This window comes from Streptomyces sp. NPDC048696 (genome assembly GCF_043198895.1).
Classification (GTDB): Bacteria; Actinomycetota; Actinomycetes; order Streptomycetales; family Streptomycetaceae; genus Streptomyces.
This window is the reverse complement of the sequence record NZ_JBICVJ010000005.1, coordinates 372,799-388,202: the sequence shown is the minus strand read 5'-3', so window position 1 is coordinate 388,202 and position 15,404 is coordinate 372,799. Positions and strand designations below refer to the sequence as shown.

The 15,404-nt window shown below is 72.7% G+C and carries 16 protein-coding genes; 12 read left to right on the top strand and 4 right to left on the bottom strand.

The genetic code is table 11. The annotated features are described in order from the left end of the window. Positions 1-75: 75 nt before the first annotated feature. Positions 76-1,083, bottom strand: a complete 1,008-nt coding sequence (locus ACGFRG_RS13235) for an SEC-C metal-binding domain-containing protein (RefSeq protein ID WP_393263610.1) — start codon at positions 1,081-1,083, stop codon at positions 76-78. Positions 1,084-1,376: 293 nt separating this feature from the next. On the opposite strand from ACGFRG_RS13235, the gene ACGFRG_RS13230 reads away from it, so the two are divergent. Next, positions 1,377-2,135, top strand: coding sequence for a class E sortase (locus ACGFRG_RS13230; RefSeq protein ID WP_393263608.1), 759 nt, complete (start codon positions 1,377-1,379; stop codon positions 2,133-2,135). Between the two features lie 16 nt (positions 2,136-2,151). On the opposite strand, the gene ACGFRG_RS13225 is transcribed toward ACGFRG_RS13230, so the two are convergent. Next, the gene (locus ACGFRG_RS13225) at positions 2,152-3,561 is read right to left on the bottom strand and encodes an MFS transporter (protein WP_393263606.1); all 1,410 of its coding nucleotides are present in this window, start codon (positions 3,559-3,561) and stop codon (positions 2,152-2,154) included. Positions 3,562-3,670: 109 nt separating this feature from the next. Here ACGFRG_RS13225 and ACGFRG_RS13220 point away from each other — a divergent pair, with 109 nt between their 5' ends. The 3 genes from ACGFRG_RS13220 (at position 3,671) to ACGFRG_RS13210 (ending at position 5,894) form a co-directional block, all read left to right on the top strand. Beyond that, positions 3,671-4,201: a winged helix-turn-helix transcriptional regulator gene (locus tag ACGFRG_RS13220; protein ID WP_393263604.1), complete on the top strand. Its 531-nt coding sequence runs from the start codon at positions 3,671-3,673 to the stop codon at positions 4,199-4,201. A gap of 245 nt (positions 4,202-4,446) precedes the next feature. Further along, positions 4,447-5,304, top strand: a complete 858-nt coding sequence (locus ACGFRG_RS13215; protein ID WP_393263602.1) for a fumarylacetoacetate hydrolase family protein — start codon at positions 4,447-4,449, stop codon at positions 5,302-5,304. A 23-nt stretch (positions 5,305-5,327) separates the two neighbouring features. Then, entirely contained in the window at positions 5,328-5,894 is a 567-nt protein-coding gene (locus ACGFRG_RS13210) for a Uma2 family endonuclease (protein ID WP_393263600.1), read from the top strand. A 24-nt stretch (positions 5,895-5,918) separates the two neighbouring features. Here ACGFRG_RS13210 and ACGFRG_RS13205 read toward each other — a convergent pair whose 3' ends face one another. Next, positions 5,919-6,368 carry a heme-degrading domain-containing protein gene (locus ACGFRG_RS13205; protein ID WP_393263767.1) on the bottom strand — a complete coding sequence of 150 codons (450 nt, stop codon included), beginning with the start codon at positions 6,366-6,368 and terminating at the stop codon, positions 5,919-5,921. Positions 6,369-6,397: 29 nt separating this feature from the next. Then, positions 6,398-7,639: a Gfo/Idh/MocA family oxidoreductase gene (locus ACGFRG_RS13200; RefSeq protein ID WP_393263598.1), complete on the bottom strand. Its 1,242-nt coding sequence runs from the start codon at positions 7,637-7,639 to the stop codon at positions 6,398-6,400. Positions 7,640-7,695: 56 nt separating this feature from the next. On the opposite strand from ACGFRG_RS13200, the gene ACGFRG_RS13195 reads away from it, so the two are divergent. From ACGFRG_RS13195 to ACGFRG_RS13160, 8 genes are all read left to right on the top strand, one after another. Further along, positions 7,696-8,829 carry an ROK family transcriptional regulator gene (locus ACGFRG_RS13195; protein WP_361427825.1) on the top strand — a complete coding sequence of 378 codons (1,134 nt, stop codon included), beginning with the start codon at positions 7,696-7,698 and terminating at the stop codon, positions 8,827-8,829. Between the two features lie 231 nt (positions 8,830-9,060). Then, positions 9,061-9,864 (top strand): hypothetical protein, encoded by an 804-nt coding sequence (locus ACGFRG_RS13190; RefSeq protein ID WP_393263596.1) that lies wholly within the window; start codon positions 9,061-9,063, stop codon positions 9,862-9,864. 29 nt (positions 9,865-9,893) lie between these two features. Next, entirely contained in the window at positions 9,894-10,658 is a 765-nt protein-coding gene (locus tag ACGFRG_RS13185) for a GntR family transcriptional regulator (protein WP_361427829.1), read from the top strand. A 134-nt stretch (positions 10,659-10,792) separates the two neighbouring features. Beyond that, the gene (locus tag ACGFRG_RS13180) at positions 10,793-11,914 is read left to right on the top strand and encodes a TIGR03364 family FAD-dependent oxidoreductase (protein WP_361427831.1); all 1,122 of its coding nucleotides are present in this window, start codon (positions 10,793-10,795) and stop codon (positions 11,912-11,914) included. 5 nt (positions 11,915-11,919) lie between these two features. After that, positions 11,920-12,609, top strand: a complete 690-nt coding sequence (locus ACGFRG_RS13175) for a phosphonatase-like hydrolase (RefSeq protein ID WP_393263593.1) — start codon at positions 11,920-11,922, stop codon at positions 12,607-12,609. Continuing rightward, on the top strand, positions 12,606-13,664 hold the full coding sequence (locus tag ACGFRG_RS13170) for an ABC transporter ATP-binding protein (protein ID WP_361427835.1): 1,059 nt from the start codon (positions 12,606-12,608) through the stop codon (positions 13,662-13,664). Before ACGFRG_RS13175 ends, ACGFRG_RS13170 begins: the two co-directional genes overlap by 4 nt. Next, positions 13,657-14,613, top strand: a complete 957-nt coding sequence (locus ACGFRG_RS13165) for a 2-aminoethylphosphonate ABC transporter permease subunit (RefSeq protein WP_393263591.1) — start codon at positions 13,657-13,659, stop codon at positions 14,611-14,613. The genes ACGFRG_RS13170 and ACGFRG_RS13165 overlap by 8 nt, the downstream gene beginning before the upstream one ends. After that, complete coding sequence (locus ACGFRG_RS13160; protein ID WP_393263589.1) at positions 14,600-15,397, top strand: ABC transporter permease; 798 nt, start codon at positions 14,600-14,602, stop codon at positions 15,395-15,397. Before ACGFRG_RS13165 ends, ACGFRG_RS13160 begins: the two co-directional genes overlap by 14 nt. Positions 15,398-15,404 lie beyond the last annotated feature (7 nt).

Genomic DNA, 15,404 nt, shown 5'->3' with positions numbered 1-15,404 from the left:
CCTGGGTCGCTGGGTCATTCGATTCCGTTGCGACTCAGTTCTAACAAAGACCACTGACATCCCCGACAGCGGCCGTCACATTCCGCCGTGGCAATCCCCATAAGCCACCCCGGACCCGCACCAGCAATCCGCCCCCCGTCGCGGCGGCCAAGCCACCGCGCGCCCCCGGGCCGCAAGGGTCGTCGCGTACTGCGGGAGCAGGTCCGCGTTCGACGGGGAGGAGGATTCCGAGGCTGCGAAGGCCTCATAGGACGGGACCGTGCCGGTCACGATGCCCAGGTTCGCCGTGCCTGTCGCCGACAGTTCTCGTAGTGACGCTTCGATGTCCAGCAAGTGGGCCGCGTGGGTGGGGTATTCGGACTGGAGCTCCGGGTACGCCGTCAGGAGTTCCTCCAGTTCGTCCGCCGGCCAGTGCAGGACCGCCACCGGGAACGGGCGGGAGAGGGCGGCTCGGTAGGAGCCCAACTCCGTGCGCAGGCGGGCCAGTTCGGCCTTCAGTTCCGCCGGGTCCTCCGAGCCCAGGGACCACAGGCGCTTGGGGTCGTGGAGTTCGTCCAGGGTGATCTCGGCGCGGTGCAGGCGGTCCGCGAGGCCGTCCCAGGTGTCGTGGTCCAGGGCCAGCAGACGGCGTACGCGGTGGCGGGCCGTCAGCAACGACTGGGTGGGGTACGGGATTTCCCCCGCCGGACCCTCGGCGGGGAGGAAGAGGCCGAGCGCGGTCGTCAGGACGGTGTGGGCCGTGTCCAGCTCGTCATGGGTCTCCAGCGTCTCCGCGATGATCTCCCACGGCGCCGGGTCCCCGGGGGCCGTGATACGGATGCCCTCGATCATCGCCCGCGCCTCGGCCTCGTGCCCGTACTCCCAGAGGTTGGCCGCCTTGAACGCCTTGATCAGGGTGGGGTGCTCCGGCTCGGATGCCAGCAGGCGGTCGTAGAGCGCGGTGGCGCGCTCGCGGTCGCCGGCGAGTTCCAGATGGGCCGCGGCCTGGAGGAGCAGCGGTTCGTGGTCCTCCGGGTACTGCGTCGCGGTGCGCAGCAGACGCTCGGCTTCGGTGGTGTGATCGGCAGGCGTGTCGGGGCGCATGAGGGACACCGTACTGCTGTGCGGGGTCCCGGCGGAGGGGTGTTCCGGCCCTGGTGAGTTGACGGGACAGCCCTTATGGTGCGCGCGTGCGGACGTGGAGGGGGGTGCGGATGCGGAGGCCCGAGCCCTTGGCGGTGCCTGTCGTGGTGCATGGGCGCGGGTTCTTGCGACGGGTGTCGGCGCGGGGGCGTTACGCGTACGTACGTCCAGCCGCCCGCCTCGCGCGCGTGCCCTCGGCGTCAGCTGCCCGCTCCGCGCGCGTGCCCCCGGCGTCGGCCCACCGCCCCGCGCGCGTGCCCTCGGCGTCAGCCACCCGCCCCCGCCTCCTCGCCCGCGCCCTCTGGGGCGGCGCCGAGCTCGCCGTCACCCTCGGGGTCGTCCTGCTTCTGCTCGTCGCCCATCAGCTGTGGTGGACCAACCGGGAGGCGCGGGCCGAGGCTCGGCAGACCGTGCACGCCCTGGAGCGGGAGTGGGGGCCGCCGGCGTCCCGGGCCCCGACCCGGACGCCGAAGAAGGCGGCCCCGCCGGCCCCCGCACCCCGCGCCGACGATCGACCCGCCTCCGCCGCCGGCACGGCCACCCCCGACGACCGCCCCCAGGGCGACCAGGCGTACGCCGTCCTGCGCATCCCCTCCCTCGGCATCACCGCCCCCATCGCCGAGGGGATCAGCAAGCACGGGGTGCTCGACAAGGGGTACGTGGGGCACTACCCCGGCACCGCCCAGCCCGGCCAGGTCGGGAACTTCGCGCTCGCCGGGCATCGCAACACGCACGGCGAGCCCTTCCGGTACATCAACCGGCTGCGGCCGGGCGACCGCGTCGTCGTCGAGACGCGGACCGCCGTTTTCACCTATCTGGTGGACAGCACGCTCAATCAGACGTCCGCCGGCGACAGTGGTGTTATTGCTCCCGTACCGCGCAGCAGTCTCCGTACGGAGTACGGGTACAGCCGACCCGGGTACTACGTCACGCTCACCACCTGCACCCCGGAGTTCACGTCCCGGTACCGGCTCGCGGTGTGGGGGACGCTCGCCTCCATGCGGCTGCGGTGAGTACGAGAGGCGCAGGTCAGGAACGTTCCCGCAGCACCAGCGCGAGGACCGCGCCCGGGACCGCCAGCGCCGCCGACACCCACAGCGTCGCGTTCACCCCGGTCTGGGCCACCGCGATCGTCAGGGCCACCCCCGCCGAGGAACCGATGTAGCGGGCCGTGTTGTTGGCGCCCGACCCCATCGCCGCGCGGTCGGCCGGGACGGACTCGACGGCCAGACGGGGCAGCGCGGCGTTCAGCAGGCCGCTGCCGACACCGGCCACCATCAGGCCGGGCACCAGCCGCCACAGCGTGCCGCCCGTCGGCTGCACCGCGCCCAGCATCGCCAGGACGCCCACCGCGTGCAGCGCGAAGCCGATCGCCAGTTGGCGGCGCGCGGCGACCCGGCCCGCGAGCCGCCTGGCCTGCAACGCGATCACGAACGCGAGGCCCGACCAGAGCACGAACAGCCACGCCGCCGACATCGGTGACGTACCGCGCACCTGGTGGAGCAGGTTCGGCAGGCAGCTGAACAGGCCGATCACCGACAGGCCGGTGAACAGCGCCCCCGCCGAGGACGCCAGGAACTCGGGGCGGCGGAAGAGGGCGAGGTCGATCGTCGGGGTGGCCGCGCGGCGCTCCACGCGCGCGAAGGCGACCGTGAGCAGGACCGCCGCCGCGAGCAGTACGCCGACCGGCGCGCGCAGCCAGCCGTCTCGGCCCAGGGTCAGCGCGCCGATCAGGGAGGTGAACGCGAGCGCGAGGGTGAGCGCGCCCGCCCAGTCGGGGCGGCCGCCCTTCCGGGGCGCGCGGGACTCGGTCAACGCGCGCGTGGCGGCCGCGAAGGCGATCAGGGCCGCCACGGCGAGGACCGCGTACGCCAGGCGCCAATTGATTGTCGCCAGGCCGCCCGCGAGCAGCGGGCCCATCGCGATGCCGCCGCTGACGAACGCGCCCCACACCCCCGTCGCCCTGATCCGCGCGGCCCCGGCCGGGAACGCGGCGACCAGGAGGCCGAGGCTGCTCGCCAGGATCGCCGCGCTCGCCGCGCCCTGGGCGACCCGGGCGAGCGTGAACGTCAGCGTCGTGGGCGCGACGGCGCCGAGCGCGATCGTGATGCCCAGGGCGAACGTTCCGGCGAGGAAGATCCGGCGCCGCCCGTAGTCGTCGGCGAGGCTGCCCGCGACCAGGAGGAGCGCGGCCAGGCCCAGCGGGGTGCCGTTGAGGAGCCAGGCCTGGGCGGAGACCGGGGTGCCGAAGGACGCGGTCATGCCGGGGAGCGTGAGCATCGGGGCGGTGTAGTTCATCAGCGCGATGGTGGTGGCGGCGCTGGTGGCGGCGAGCGTCGCGCCCGCCCCCTTCGGGGGAGCTTCGGTCCCGGCTGTCGTCGCCGCGGCCGTCGTCGTCGCAGTCGTCTCGTTCGGTATGTGCACTGTCTCGCCGGTCATGAGTCCCGAACTCCAGGCGTATCCGTAGGTTCAATCAATGAACTTGCATATGTGAGCGACCCTAGCATGGTCGGTTCGTTCAATGAACCCTCTTCGGTAGACTGAATCCATGGCTCTCGGCAAGGACTACGTCGCCCAGGAGTGCTCCATCGCCCGCGCGCTGGAGATCGTCGGCGAGCGCTGGACGCTGTTGGTCGTACGGGACGCGCTGTACGGCGTACGCAGGTACAACGACTTCCTCGTCCATCTGCGGATCCCGCGCGCGGTGCTGGCCGCGCGCCTCCAGACGCTCCTGGACGCCGGGATCCTGGAGAAGCGCCGGTATCAGGAGTCGCCACCGCGCGACGAGTACGTCCCGACCGACCGCGCCCTCGCCCTGTGGCCCGTGCTGCGTTCGCTCGGGCTCTGGGGGCGCCAGAACATCCCCGGCACCCGCCAGATGCGCAGCTTTCACCACGCGGAGTGCGGTACGGAGCTCGGCGCGTACGGGGAGTGCCCGGCGTGCGGGGTCGCGGTGGCGCCGCGGGACGTGGAGATGCGGCCGGGCGACGGGCTCAACCCCGACCCCGAGGACCCGGTCAGCCGCGCCCTGCTCGCACCCCGGCGCCTGCTCCAGCCGCTTGATACGGAGCGCGGCTGACCGAGCGGCCCCGACCGAGCGGCCCGGCCGGGGGCACCGGGCCGGGCCGCCCGCCTTGGCCGCCGGCGCCCGGCTCCGACCCTGGCACGGGCGCACTCAGCCCGGCCTAGCCGGACGCCGTCCTGGTTACGGTCCAGTTTGTGAACGGGGTCTTGCGGAGTGGACGTCGACCTTGGAGGATCGAACGATCCTCCGATGGCCGCTACCCATCGGCCGGGCCACGCTCGACCATAGGGAGACAGACCATGAAGCTGCTGCGCGTAGGCACGGCGGGCCGTGAGCGCCCCGCGCTGCTCGCCGCCGACGGGACCCTGCGGGACCTGTCCGGGCTTGTGCCGGACATCGACGGCGAGCTGCTCGCCGACGAGTTCGCCCTGGACCGGATACGGGCCGCGGCGGACACCGGGGTGCTGCCCGCGCTGGACGCGGACGGGGAGCGGATCGGGCCGCCGGTCGCCGGGATCGGCAAGGTCGTGTGCATCGGGCTGAACTACCACGACCACGCGGCCGAGACCGGCGCGGCCATTCCGGCCGAGCCCGTCGTCTTCTTCAAGGCGGCGGACACGGTCGTCGGGCCGAACGACACGGTCCTGGTGCCGAGGAAGTCGGTCAAGACCGACTGGGAGGTCGAGCTCGCGATCGTCATCGGCCGCACGGCCCGCTACATCGGGGCCGACGAGGACCCGCTGGCGCACGTCGCCGGGTACGCGGTCGCGCACGACGTGTCCGAGCGCGAGTTCCAGATCGAGCGCGGCGGCACGTGGGACAAGGGCAAGAACTGCGAGACGTTCAACCCGCTGGGCCCCTGGCTGGTCACCCGGGACGAGATCCCGGACCCGCAGGCGCTGTCGCTGCGGCTGTGGGTCAACGGCGAGCTGAAGCAGAACGGGTCGACGGCGGACCAGATCTTCCCGGTCGCGGAAGTCGTGCGGTATGTCAGCCAGTTCATGACGCTCTACCCGGGCGACGTGATCAACACCGGCACCCCGGCGGGCGTCGCCATGGGGCAGCCGGAGCCGAAGCCGTATCTGCGGGCGGGGGATGTTGTAGAACTGGAGGTCGAGGGGTTGGGACGGCAGCGCCAGGAACTCAAGGACGCGTAGGCTGGCGATCAGAGGGAGGCACGATGGCCATCGCGGAGCCCGAGCAGACCGAAGTGGCGCTTGAGGAGTTCGAGGCGTTCGATGCCGCGGCTCCGGAGGGGTACCACGTCGAGCTGATCACCGGGAGGATCCTGGTGTCTCCGGCTCCGGACGGTGATCATTCGGAGGCGTCACGCGTGGTGGCGCGCCAGGTCATCCGACACCATTCCGATCTATGGCTGTACGAGGAACGGGGACTGGCTGTCCCGGCCTACCGCGCCGGTAGGGCCAGAGCCGATGGTGCGGTCGCGCCCGAGGGGTACTTCAAGGGGCAGCCGTCCTGGTCCGATCCCTCGGGCGTCTTGATGGTCGTGGAGGTGACTTCGGGCAGTGAGGAGGACGCCAACGTCGACCGTATCGACAAGCGCGATGCGTACGCTCAGGCCGGGCTCCCCGTGTACCTCCTCATCGACCGCCACCGCGGCGAGGCCGTCGTGCACTGGGACCCGGAGAACGGGCACTACCAGCATGCGTCGACGGCCGCCTTCGGCGCCAAACTGGCCCTGCCCGAGCCGTTCGGATTCGACCTCGACACCTCCGAGCTCGCCTGACGGCTCAGGCGGCCGACGGCCCCCTTAGCCCGCCACAAACCCCCGCAACCCCTCCACCACCAGCGCATGGTCGTCCACCTGCGGGAGGCCCGAGACCGTCACCGTGCCGATGACGCCGGTGTCCGTCACCCGTAGGGGGAACGAGCCGCCGTGGGCCGCGTATACGGCGGGGTCCAGGCGGGAGGAGGCCTCGAATGTGGTGCCCTTGGCGCGGAAGCGGGCGCCGACCAGGTAGGAGCTGCACGCGTAGCGCTCGGTGACGCGGCGTTTGCGGTCGATCCAGGCGTCGTTGTCCGGGGTCGAGCCCGGCAGGGCGCAGCGGAAGAGCTGTTGGGTGCCCCGGTGGATGTCGATCGTGACCGGGGCGCTGCGGGCCACGGCCAGCTGCCGCACGAGCGAGCCGAGCGCCCACGCGTCCTCGTAGGTGAAGCGCGGGAGCGTCAACTCGACCTCCTGCGCCTCCAGTTCGGCCATGCTGAAGTCGGGGTCGAAGGCGGGCGTCGTCACAGCGCCACCTCCACCGTCACGCCCTCGCGCGCGGAGGTGCGCGCGGCCTCAAGGACGTCGAGGGCCGCCGCCGCCTCGTGCGCGGTGACCGGCGGTTCGCCGCCCTCGCGCAGGGCCTTCGCGATGGCCGCGTAGTACGCGGGGTAGTCGCCCGGCGCGCTCTCTACCGGGCGGCCGCCGCCCGTCAGCGGGGACTCTCCGGAGCCGACCCGGCCCCACATCGCCTCCGGCTCGCGGCCCCACGGCTGCCCGGGCACCGGCCGCTTCCCGTCCCGCAGCGCGGCCTCCTGCGGGTCGAGCCCGTACTTGACGTATCCCGCCGACGATCCCAACACGCGCATGCGCGGGCCGAGTTGGGCGGTCGTGGCGCTCACGTACAGGTGTGAGCGGACGCCGCCCGCGTGCGTGATCGCGATGAACGTGTCGTCGTCGGCCGCCGCGCCCGGACGGCGTACGTCCGCCTCCGCGTACACCCGCAGCGCCGGGCCGAACAGGGCCAGGGCCTGGTCGACGACGTGGCTGCCCAGGTCGTACAGCAGACCGCCGATCTCCGCCGGGTCGCCCGACTCGCGCCAGCCGCCCTTGGGCTGCGGGCGCCAGCGCTCGAAGCGGGACTCGAAGCGCTGGACCTCGCCGAGCTCGCCCGAGTCCAGGAGCGCGCGCAGGGTCAGGAAGTCGTTGTCCCAGCGGCGGTTCTGGAAGACGGAGAGCAGCAGGCCGCGCTCCTCGGCGAGGGCGGCCAGGCCCCGCGCCTCGGCGGCGGTGCCCGCCACCGGCTTGTCGACCACGACGGGCAGGCCCGCCTTGAGCGCGGCTGTGGCGATCGGCACGTGGGTCTTGTTGGGGGAGGCGATCACCACCAGATCGAGACCGGCACCGGGACCCGCCGACCGACCACCTGCCGAGTCGCCACCTGCCGAGCCGGAGCCCGCCGAGCCACGCCCCGCCGAGCCGGAGCCCGCCGCGTCCGAGCCCGTCGAGTCGCGGCCCGTCGACCCGGAGCCCGCGCCCGCGGCGAAGAGGTCGTCGGGGGAGTCCGCGAACCGCAGCCCCTCGCCGTGCTCGGCGCGGGCCTGCGCCCGGCGCTCGGGGCTGGACGTGACGACCGTGTCGAGGACCAGGCCCTCGGTCGCGGCGATCAGCGGGGCGTGGAAGACGGATCCGGCCAGGCCGTAGCCCACGAGTCCGACGCGGAGGTCACCGTTCTTGCCGGTATGGCCAGTATTGCCAGCGTTCATGAACACCACTTAAGCAACGCTGTTGCCAAAGTGCAAGCGCAGGAGACAATGGAAGTGTGAACAGGAGTAACTCGGGAGCCCCGGGAACCTCGGGAGCCAATCTGCCGGCCCTGCGCAGCCACAACGCCGCGCTGGTGCTCGATCTGCTGCGTACGGCCGGGGACGCCGGGATCAGCAGACTGGAGCTCGCCGAGCGGACCGGGCTCACCCCGCAGGCCGTCAGCAAGATCACCGCACGGCTGCGGGCGGAGGGCACGGCGACCGAGGCGGGCCGTCGCGCCTCGACCGGCGGCAAGCCGCGCACGGTGCTCAAACTGGTGCCGTCGGCCGGGCACGCGATAGGACTGCACCTCGACCGCGACGAGCTCACCGCCGTCCTGGTCGACCTGGCGGGCACGCTGGTCGGCGTGCGGACCGTGCCGCTCGACCTCGGCGCGGGCCACGACACGGTCGTCGAGGCCGCCGCCCGCGAGGCCGAATCGCTCATCGGGGGCCGCCGGGTGCTGGGCGTCGGCGTCGCCAGCCCCGGCCCGCTCGACCACCACACCGGCGTGCTCCACCGCGTCACCGGCTTCCCGCTGTGGAACGGCTTCCCGCTGCGCGACGCGCTCGCCGACCGCCTCGGCCTGCCGGTCGTCCTGGACAAGGACACCAACGCCGCGGCCCTCGGCCTCGCCCTGCGCGGCCCGGCCGACTCCTTCGCGTATCTGCATCTCGGTACGGGCCTGGGCGCGGGCCTGGTCCTCGACGGCACCCTGCTGCGCGGCTCGCGGACGGGCGCGGGCGAGTTCGGCCACCAGACCATCCTGCTCGGCGGCCCGGCCTGCGGCTGCGGGGCGCGCGGCTGTATCGAGGCGCTGTGCCTGTCGTCGGTGGCACGCGGCGACATCGCGGCCGCCGCCCGCTTCCTGGGCGTCGGCGCCGCGAACCTGGTCGGCCTGCTCGACATCGACCGCGTCCTGCTCGGCGGCCGTACGGTCATGGGCGCGCCGGACAGTTTCGTACGCGGGGTACGGGCCGTCCTGGAGGAACGCGCCCGTCGAGGCGGCGGCGACGCCCGCGCGATCCCGGTGTCGGTGACCCCCGGCGGCCCGCACGCGGTGGCGGAGGGCGCGGCGCGGCTGATCCTGGGGCCGCTGTTCGGGCACGGGGCGGCGGGACCGGGGCGGCGGCTCGCGGTGACGCGATAGCGATGGTGACGCCGTAACGGTGACGCGAGGACGACCGTGACGCCATGGCAGCGGTGACGCCATGACACTGCCCGACGGTGACGTCATGACACTGTCCGACAGGACGATATTGGGCTGATCGGATGGATTCGCGGGGCCGATCTCCCGGCGGCGGGCGTGGCTGCGGCGGGGCTTCGCGCGCGCGTGGCAGGGTCCGGAGGCACGAACGCCTGCGACCAGCAAAGGCCCCTCATGCGACTGCGCAACGCCCTCGCCATCGGAATGACCGCGGCCACGACCCTGTCCGGGACATCCGCCGCGACGGCCGACGAGAGCGAGCCGCGCGGCAGACACGGGCACGCCTCGCTCTTCGCCGCCGATCAGCCGGTCTGCGGGGACAAGAACAGCCCCGACTTCCCGTTCGCCACCCGGATCCACGGCGGGCCGGCCGAGTACCACCCCGGTGACGGCGCCCAGGTCTGGTACGTCGACCTCACCAACACCACCGCCCGCACCTGCCGCAACATCCACCCCGTCGTCGTCCTCGTCGACCGGGACCGGACGCTCAGGAACTCCCAGGCCAAGATGGAGTTCTACGACACGGCGGCCGGGCACCCGCACCCCGTTCCGTTCGAGCGGACGGACGAGGACGAGCACATCGGGGTCTTCGACGACGGGTTCCCCGGGTTCGTGATCGGCGCGGGCCAGACCGTCACGGTCAAGGTCCGGCTCGGGTTCACCGCCGACACCCGGGCCAACGAGATCACCGTGAACGCGGCGATCGTGCAGCGCCGAGGGGACAACGGGGAGTGGGTCGGGGAGTCCGGGGGCTACCGGTTCGGGATCGCCCCGCCGGGCGCGGCCGCGGCGACGCCGCCTTCGTCCCAACTCGCCGAGCTGGGCGACCCGGATGAGCTGGACGAGCTGGGTGAGCTGGCCGATTCGGGGTCGCGCGCGCCGCTCGGGCCGGGGGCGGCCGGGGCGGCGGGGGCGCTGGTTCTCGGCGGCGGGGCGCTGGTCATCGGGTCGCGGCGGGTGCGGTTGCGGCGGCGCTGACGCGCGGTCCCGCATGCGACCATCACGCCGTGGACTACCCGAACGATCAAGCCCCCGGCGCCCCCATCCGCTCCGGCATCCCCGAGCACGGGCGCATCCCCAAGTACTACGCCGTCAAGGCCCAAGTGGCCGCGCTCATCGACGAGTTGGGGGAGGGCGGGCTGCTGCCGACCGAGCGCGATCTCGCCGTACAGTACGAGGTCGCCCGCGAGACCGTGCGGCAGGCGCTGCGCGAGCTGCTGCTCGAAGGGCGGCTGCGGCGGCAGGGGCGCGGCACGGTGGTCGCCGGACCCAAGCTGGAGCAGCCGCTCTCGCTCGCGAGCTATACGGAGGGGGTGCGGCGGCAGGGGCGGCGGCCCGGGCGTTCGCTCATCTCCCTGGACCGTTTCCCGTGCCCGCCCGCCCTGGCCGCCGAGACCGGTCTCGAACGTGGGGAGCCCGTCTGGCACATGGAGCGTGTGCTGCTCGCGGACGACGAGCGGATGGGGCTTGAGAGTACGTATGTGGCGGTGGCTCGGGTGCCGCGGCTTGATGCCGAGTTCGAGCCCGACTCGTCGTTCTATGCCTATCTGCGCGATCGGCTCGGGATCGCCTTCGGGGACGCGGATGAGCGGATCGAGACGGTGCTGGCCACTCCGCGGGAGGCGTTGCTCATCGGCACCCCGCCCGCGCTGCCGATGCTGCTGATTCATCGGGTCTCGCGGGACACCGGTGGGTTGCCGCTGGAGCGGGTGCGGACCCTTTACCGAGGGGATCGGTTCTCGTTCACTACGCGTCTGGGGGGCGGGGTGTAGCCGGGGAGCTCATTGGCGCAGCCAAGAAGTGATAACAGAATAGTAACGGGTCTAGGCCAAACTTGAAGGGGCGTTCACCGTCCCGTCGTTGTCCCGCCCCCTGCGGTCCACTCGCCCCGAGGACTGTTCACGGCGTGAGAGTCATCGTCGTTGGAGCCGGTGTGGTGGGAACCATGCACGCCTGGCACGCAGTGGAACGCGGCCACGAGGTCGTACAGATCGAGCGCGAGAGCGAGGCGCGCGGGGCGTCTCTGCGCAACTTCGGGCAGATATGGGTCAGCGGCCGCGCCGGGGGCGAGGAGCTGGACACCGCGCTGCGGGCCCGGGAGCTGTGGGAGGCCGTCGGGGAGCGGGTGCCCGGGCTGGGGTTCCGGGCCTGCGGCTCGCTCACGCCCGTACGCAACGATCTCGAACTGGCCGTCGCCGAAGCCGCGTTGGCGCGCGAGGATGCCGCCGCCCGTGGGTACAGGCTGCTCGCCGCCGACGAGGCGCGGGCCGTCAACCCGGCGCTGCGCGGGGACTTCGCCGCCGCCCTGTGGTGCGAGCGCGACGCCGCCGTCGAGCCCCGTACCGCCCAACTCGCGCTCAAGCGGGAGCTGTTGGCGTCCGGGCGGTACACCTTCCTCGGTGGTCGTGAGGTCCGCGAGGTCGTCGGGCAGAACGCCGTCCGCGACGACCACGGCGACACGCACACCGGCGACGCCGTCGTCCTGTGCACGGGAGCGTGGCTCGGCGGGCTCGTGCGCGAGCTCGTCCCCGACCTGCCGGTCCGCCGCGTACGGCTGCAGATGATGCAGACCGAGCCGCTGGGCGAGACCCTGACCACGTCCGTCGCCGACGCCGACAGCTTCCGCTACTACCCGGCGTACGCGAGCGCCGCGCTGGACGCGCTCAACGCGGGCCAGGCGCAGGACCCGACGGCCGCCGCGCACAAGATGCAGCTCCTGATGGTGCAGCGCGCGGACGGCGGGCTGACCGTCGGCGACACGCACGAGTACGAGCACCCCTTCGCCTTCGACGTCGTCGAGGAGCCGTACGAGCATCTGGCCCGGGTCGTCGAGTCCTTCCTCGGCCGCCCGATGCCCAAGGTCCGCCACCGCTGGGCCGGGGTGTACGCGCAGTGCGTCGACACCTCCCGCGTCGTCCACCGCCAGCAGGTGCGCGACGGCGTGTGGCTGGTGACCGGGCCGGGCGGGCGCGGGATGACCTGCTCCCCGGCGATCGCCGAGCGGACCGCGAACGAGCTGGGATGGTGAAGGAGTTGAGCGCTGTGGAGCGTACGTACAAGCTGGTTGTCCTTGACATGGCGGGGACCACCGTCGCCGACGGCGGGCTCGTCGAGCAGGCCTTCGCGGCCGCCGCCCGGCGGCTCGGCGAGGATCCGGCCGAGATGGTCGACTACGTCCGCGCCACCATGGGCGAGTCCAAGATCTCCGTCTTCCGGCATCTGTTCGGCACGGAGGAGCGGGCACAGGCCGCGAACACCGCCTTCGAGCAGGCGTACGGGGAGCTCGTCGCGGACGGCAGGATCGCCGCGATCCCCGGCGCCCGCGAGGCGATCGAACGGCTCCGGGCCGAGGGGCGCACGGTCGTCCTGACCACCGGATTCGCCCGGGTCACCCAGGACGCCATCCTCGGCGCGCTCGGCTGGCGCGACCTCGTCGACCTCACCCTGTGCCCGGCCGACGCGGGGGGCCGGGGGCGGCCGTACCCGGACATGGTGCTGGCGGCGTTCCTGCGCACCGGCGCGGTGGACGGGGTGCGGGAGATCGCGGTGGCCGGTGACACCTCGTACGACATGCTCAGCGGGGTGCGCTCCGGTGCGGGCATCGTCGCCGGGGTGCTGACCGGCGCCCATGACGCCGAGGCGCTGCGGGCGGCGGGGGCGAGCGACGTGCTCGGCTCGGTGGCCGAGCTGCCGGAGCTGATCGCGCGGGCGGAAGCCTCATGACCGGCGGCGGCATACGGTTCGACGGGGTCAGCGTCGTCTACGACGGGAACACCGTCCTCGACTCGCTCGACCTCACCGTCGAGCCCGGCGAGGTCATGGCGCTGCTCGGCCCGTCCGGGTCCGGCAAGACCACCGCGCTGCGGGCGGTCGCCGGGTTCGTGCGGCCCGCCGCCGGGCGGGTGTTCATCGGCGGCCGGGACGTCACCGCGCTGCCGCCGCACCGGCGGGGCATCGGAATGGTCGTGCAGCAGTACGCGCTCTTCCCGCACATGCGGGTGGCCGACAACGTCGCGTTCGGGCTGCGCGCCCAGAAGGCGCCCCGGGCCGAGATCCCCGGGCGGGTGGCCGAGGCGCTGGAGATGACCGGGATGGCGGCGTACGCGCGGCGCTATCCGCGTGAGCTCTCCGGCGGCCAGCAGCAGCGCGTCGCCATCGCGCGCGCCCTCGCCATCCGGCCGGGCGTCCTGCTCCTCGACGAACCGCTGTCCGCGCTCGATGCCCAGCTGCGCTCGGGCATGCTCGCCGAACTCGCCCGGCTGCACCGCGAGTTGCCGGACGTCTCGATCCTCTATGTCACCCATGACCAGATCGAGGCGCTGACCCTGGCCGACCGGATCGCCGTGATGGACCGGGCCCGGCTGCGGGACTGCGGCACACCGCAGGACCTGTACCGGCGCCCGCGCACCGAGTTCACGGCGTCGTTCGTCGGCAACGCCAATCTGCTGCCGGTGCGGGTGGGGCCGGGGTACGTGTCGTTCGGCGGGACCGCGCTCGCGGTCGCCACGGACGAGGTCGCGGTGGGCGCGTCGGCCACGCTGTGCGTACGGCCGCACCTGGTCGGTCTTGGCGACGGCCCCAACGCCCTGCGCGGGCGGATCGCCGAGGTCCAGTGGCGCGGCTCCACGCATCGCCTGTACGTGGACGTGGCGGGCCACCGCATCAAGGCGGACCTGCGCGAACTGCGCGCGACGCCCGCGCTGGGCGACGAGGTCACGCTCCACTTCGCGTCCGAGGACGCGGTGCTGCTGGGGGCGGGGGTGGCCGGCGATGGCTAGGCTCCGGGCCCCTTCAGGGGCGCGGGGAACTGCGCGACCAGCCACAGACGGTCCGCAGCCGGATGACCGCCTCTCCAGTGGAACGGTCGAGGCCGCCCTCACCGGCCGGGAAGCCAAGTCGCGGCGCTCGGGGCCGAGTTGGGTGTGGGCGCTCCCGCCGGTCCTGGTCCTCGCGCTCGTCTTCCTCTATCCCCTCGGACTCGTCGTCAAGCAGTCGCTGACCCCCGACGGCGCCGACGGGATGTCCCTGACGCCCTACACCGACGTCTTCGCGTCCCACGCGTTCCGGGACGCGCTCACGACCACAGTGTGGCTGGCGGCCGGAGCAACGGCCGGCTGCCTCGTGCTCGGCTTCGTCCTCGCGCTGGTCATCGCGTTCGTACCGTTCCCCGGCGGGAAGGCCGTCGCCCGGTTCATCGACGTCTTCCTCTCCTTCCCGTCCTTCCTGATCACGCTCGCGCTGCTGTTCATCTACGGCACGGTCGGCATGGCCAACGGGATGTGGACGGACGTGACCGGCGCGCACTCGGGGCCGTTCCAGTTCCTGACCACCCCGTGGGGCGTACTGCTCGCGGAGATCACCTACTTCACGCCCTTCGTGATGCGGCCGCTGCTCGCCGCGTTCTCCCAGCTGGACACCGCACAGCTGGAGGTGGCCTCGTCGCTCGGCGCGCGGCCCGCCCGGATCGTGCGGCGGGTGATCCTGCCCGAGGCGCTGCCCGCGCTCGCCGCCGGCGGCTCGCTCGTCCTCGTCATGTGCCTCAACGAGTTCGGCATCGTGCTCTTCACCGGGGCGAAAGGGGTCACCACTCTTCCCATGCTCGTCTACAGCAAGGCGATCCTGGAGTCGGACTACCCGGCCGCCTGTGTCGTCGCCGTCGTCAACATCGCGATCTCCGTGGGTCTTTACGGCCTCTACCGGGTGGTGAGCCGACGTGTTGGTGCATAGCCGCGGCGGCCGCTGGGCCACCTGGGCCGTCTTCTTCGTCCTGTTCCTGCCGATCTTCGCGCTGCCGCTGCTCGTCGTCGTCGCCGCGTCGTTCGCCACCAACTGGTCGGGCGCCTTCCCGTCCGGCTTCACCACCTCCCACTACGACGCGGCCACCACCGGCGACTCGCTCCACGCGCTCACCACCAGCCTGGTCACGGCCGTCGCGGCCAGCCTGCTGGCGCTGACCGTCGGGGCGTGGGCCGCGCTGGCCGCCGCGTCACTGGGGAAGCGGGGCAAGCGGGCGATGGACGCGCTGTTCGTCCTGCCCGTCGCCGTGCCCTCGGTCGTCGTCGGACTCGCGATCCTGGTCGCGTTCTCCAAACCGCCGGTCCTGCTCAACGGCACGCGCTGGATCGTGATCCTCGCGCACACCGTTCTTGTCACGGCGTTTGCCCACCAGTCGGTTTCGGCCGCCATCGTGCGTCTGGACCCGATGTACGAGCAGGCCGCGGCCAGCCTCGGCGCCCGGCCCGCGTACGTCCTGTGGCGGGTCAGGCTGCCGCTGCTGCTGCCGTCCCTGACCGCGGCCGCCGGGCTCTGCTTCGCCCTGTCCATGGGTGAGTTGAGCGCCACGATGATGCTCTACCCACCGGACTGGACGCCCCTGCCCGTACAGATCTTCGCGGCCACCGACCGTGGCTCGCTCTTCACCGGCGCGGCCGTCGCCGTGGTCCTCATGGGGACGACGCTGCTCGTCCTGCTCGCGGTCTCCCGTATCCGTACCAAGGCCTCCTTCAGATAACCGACCG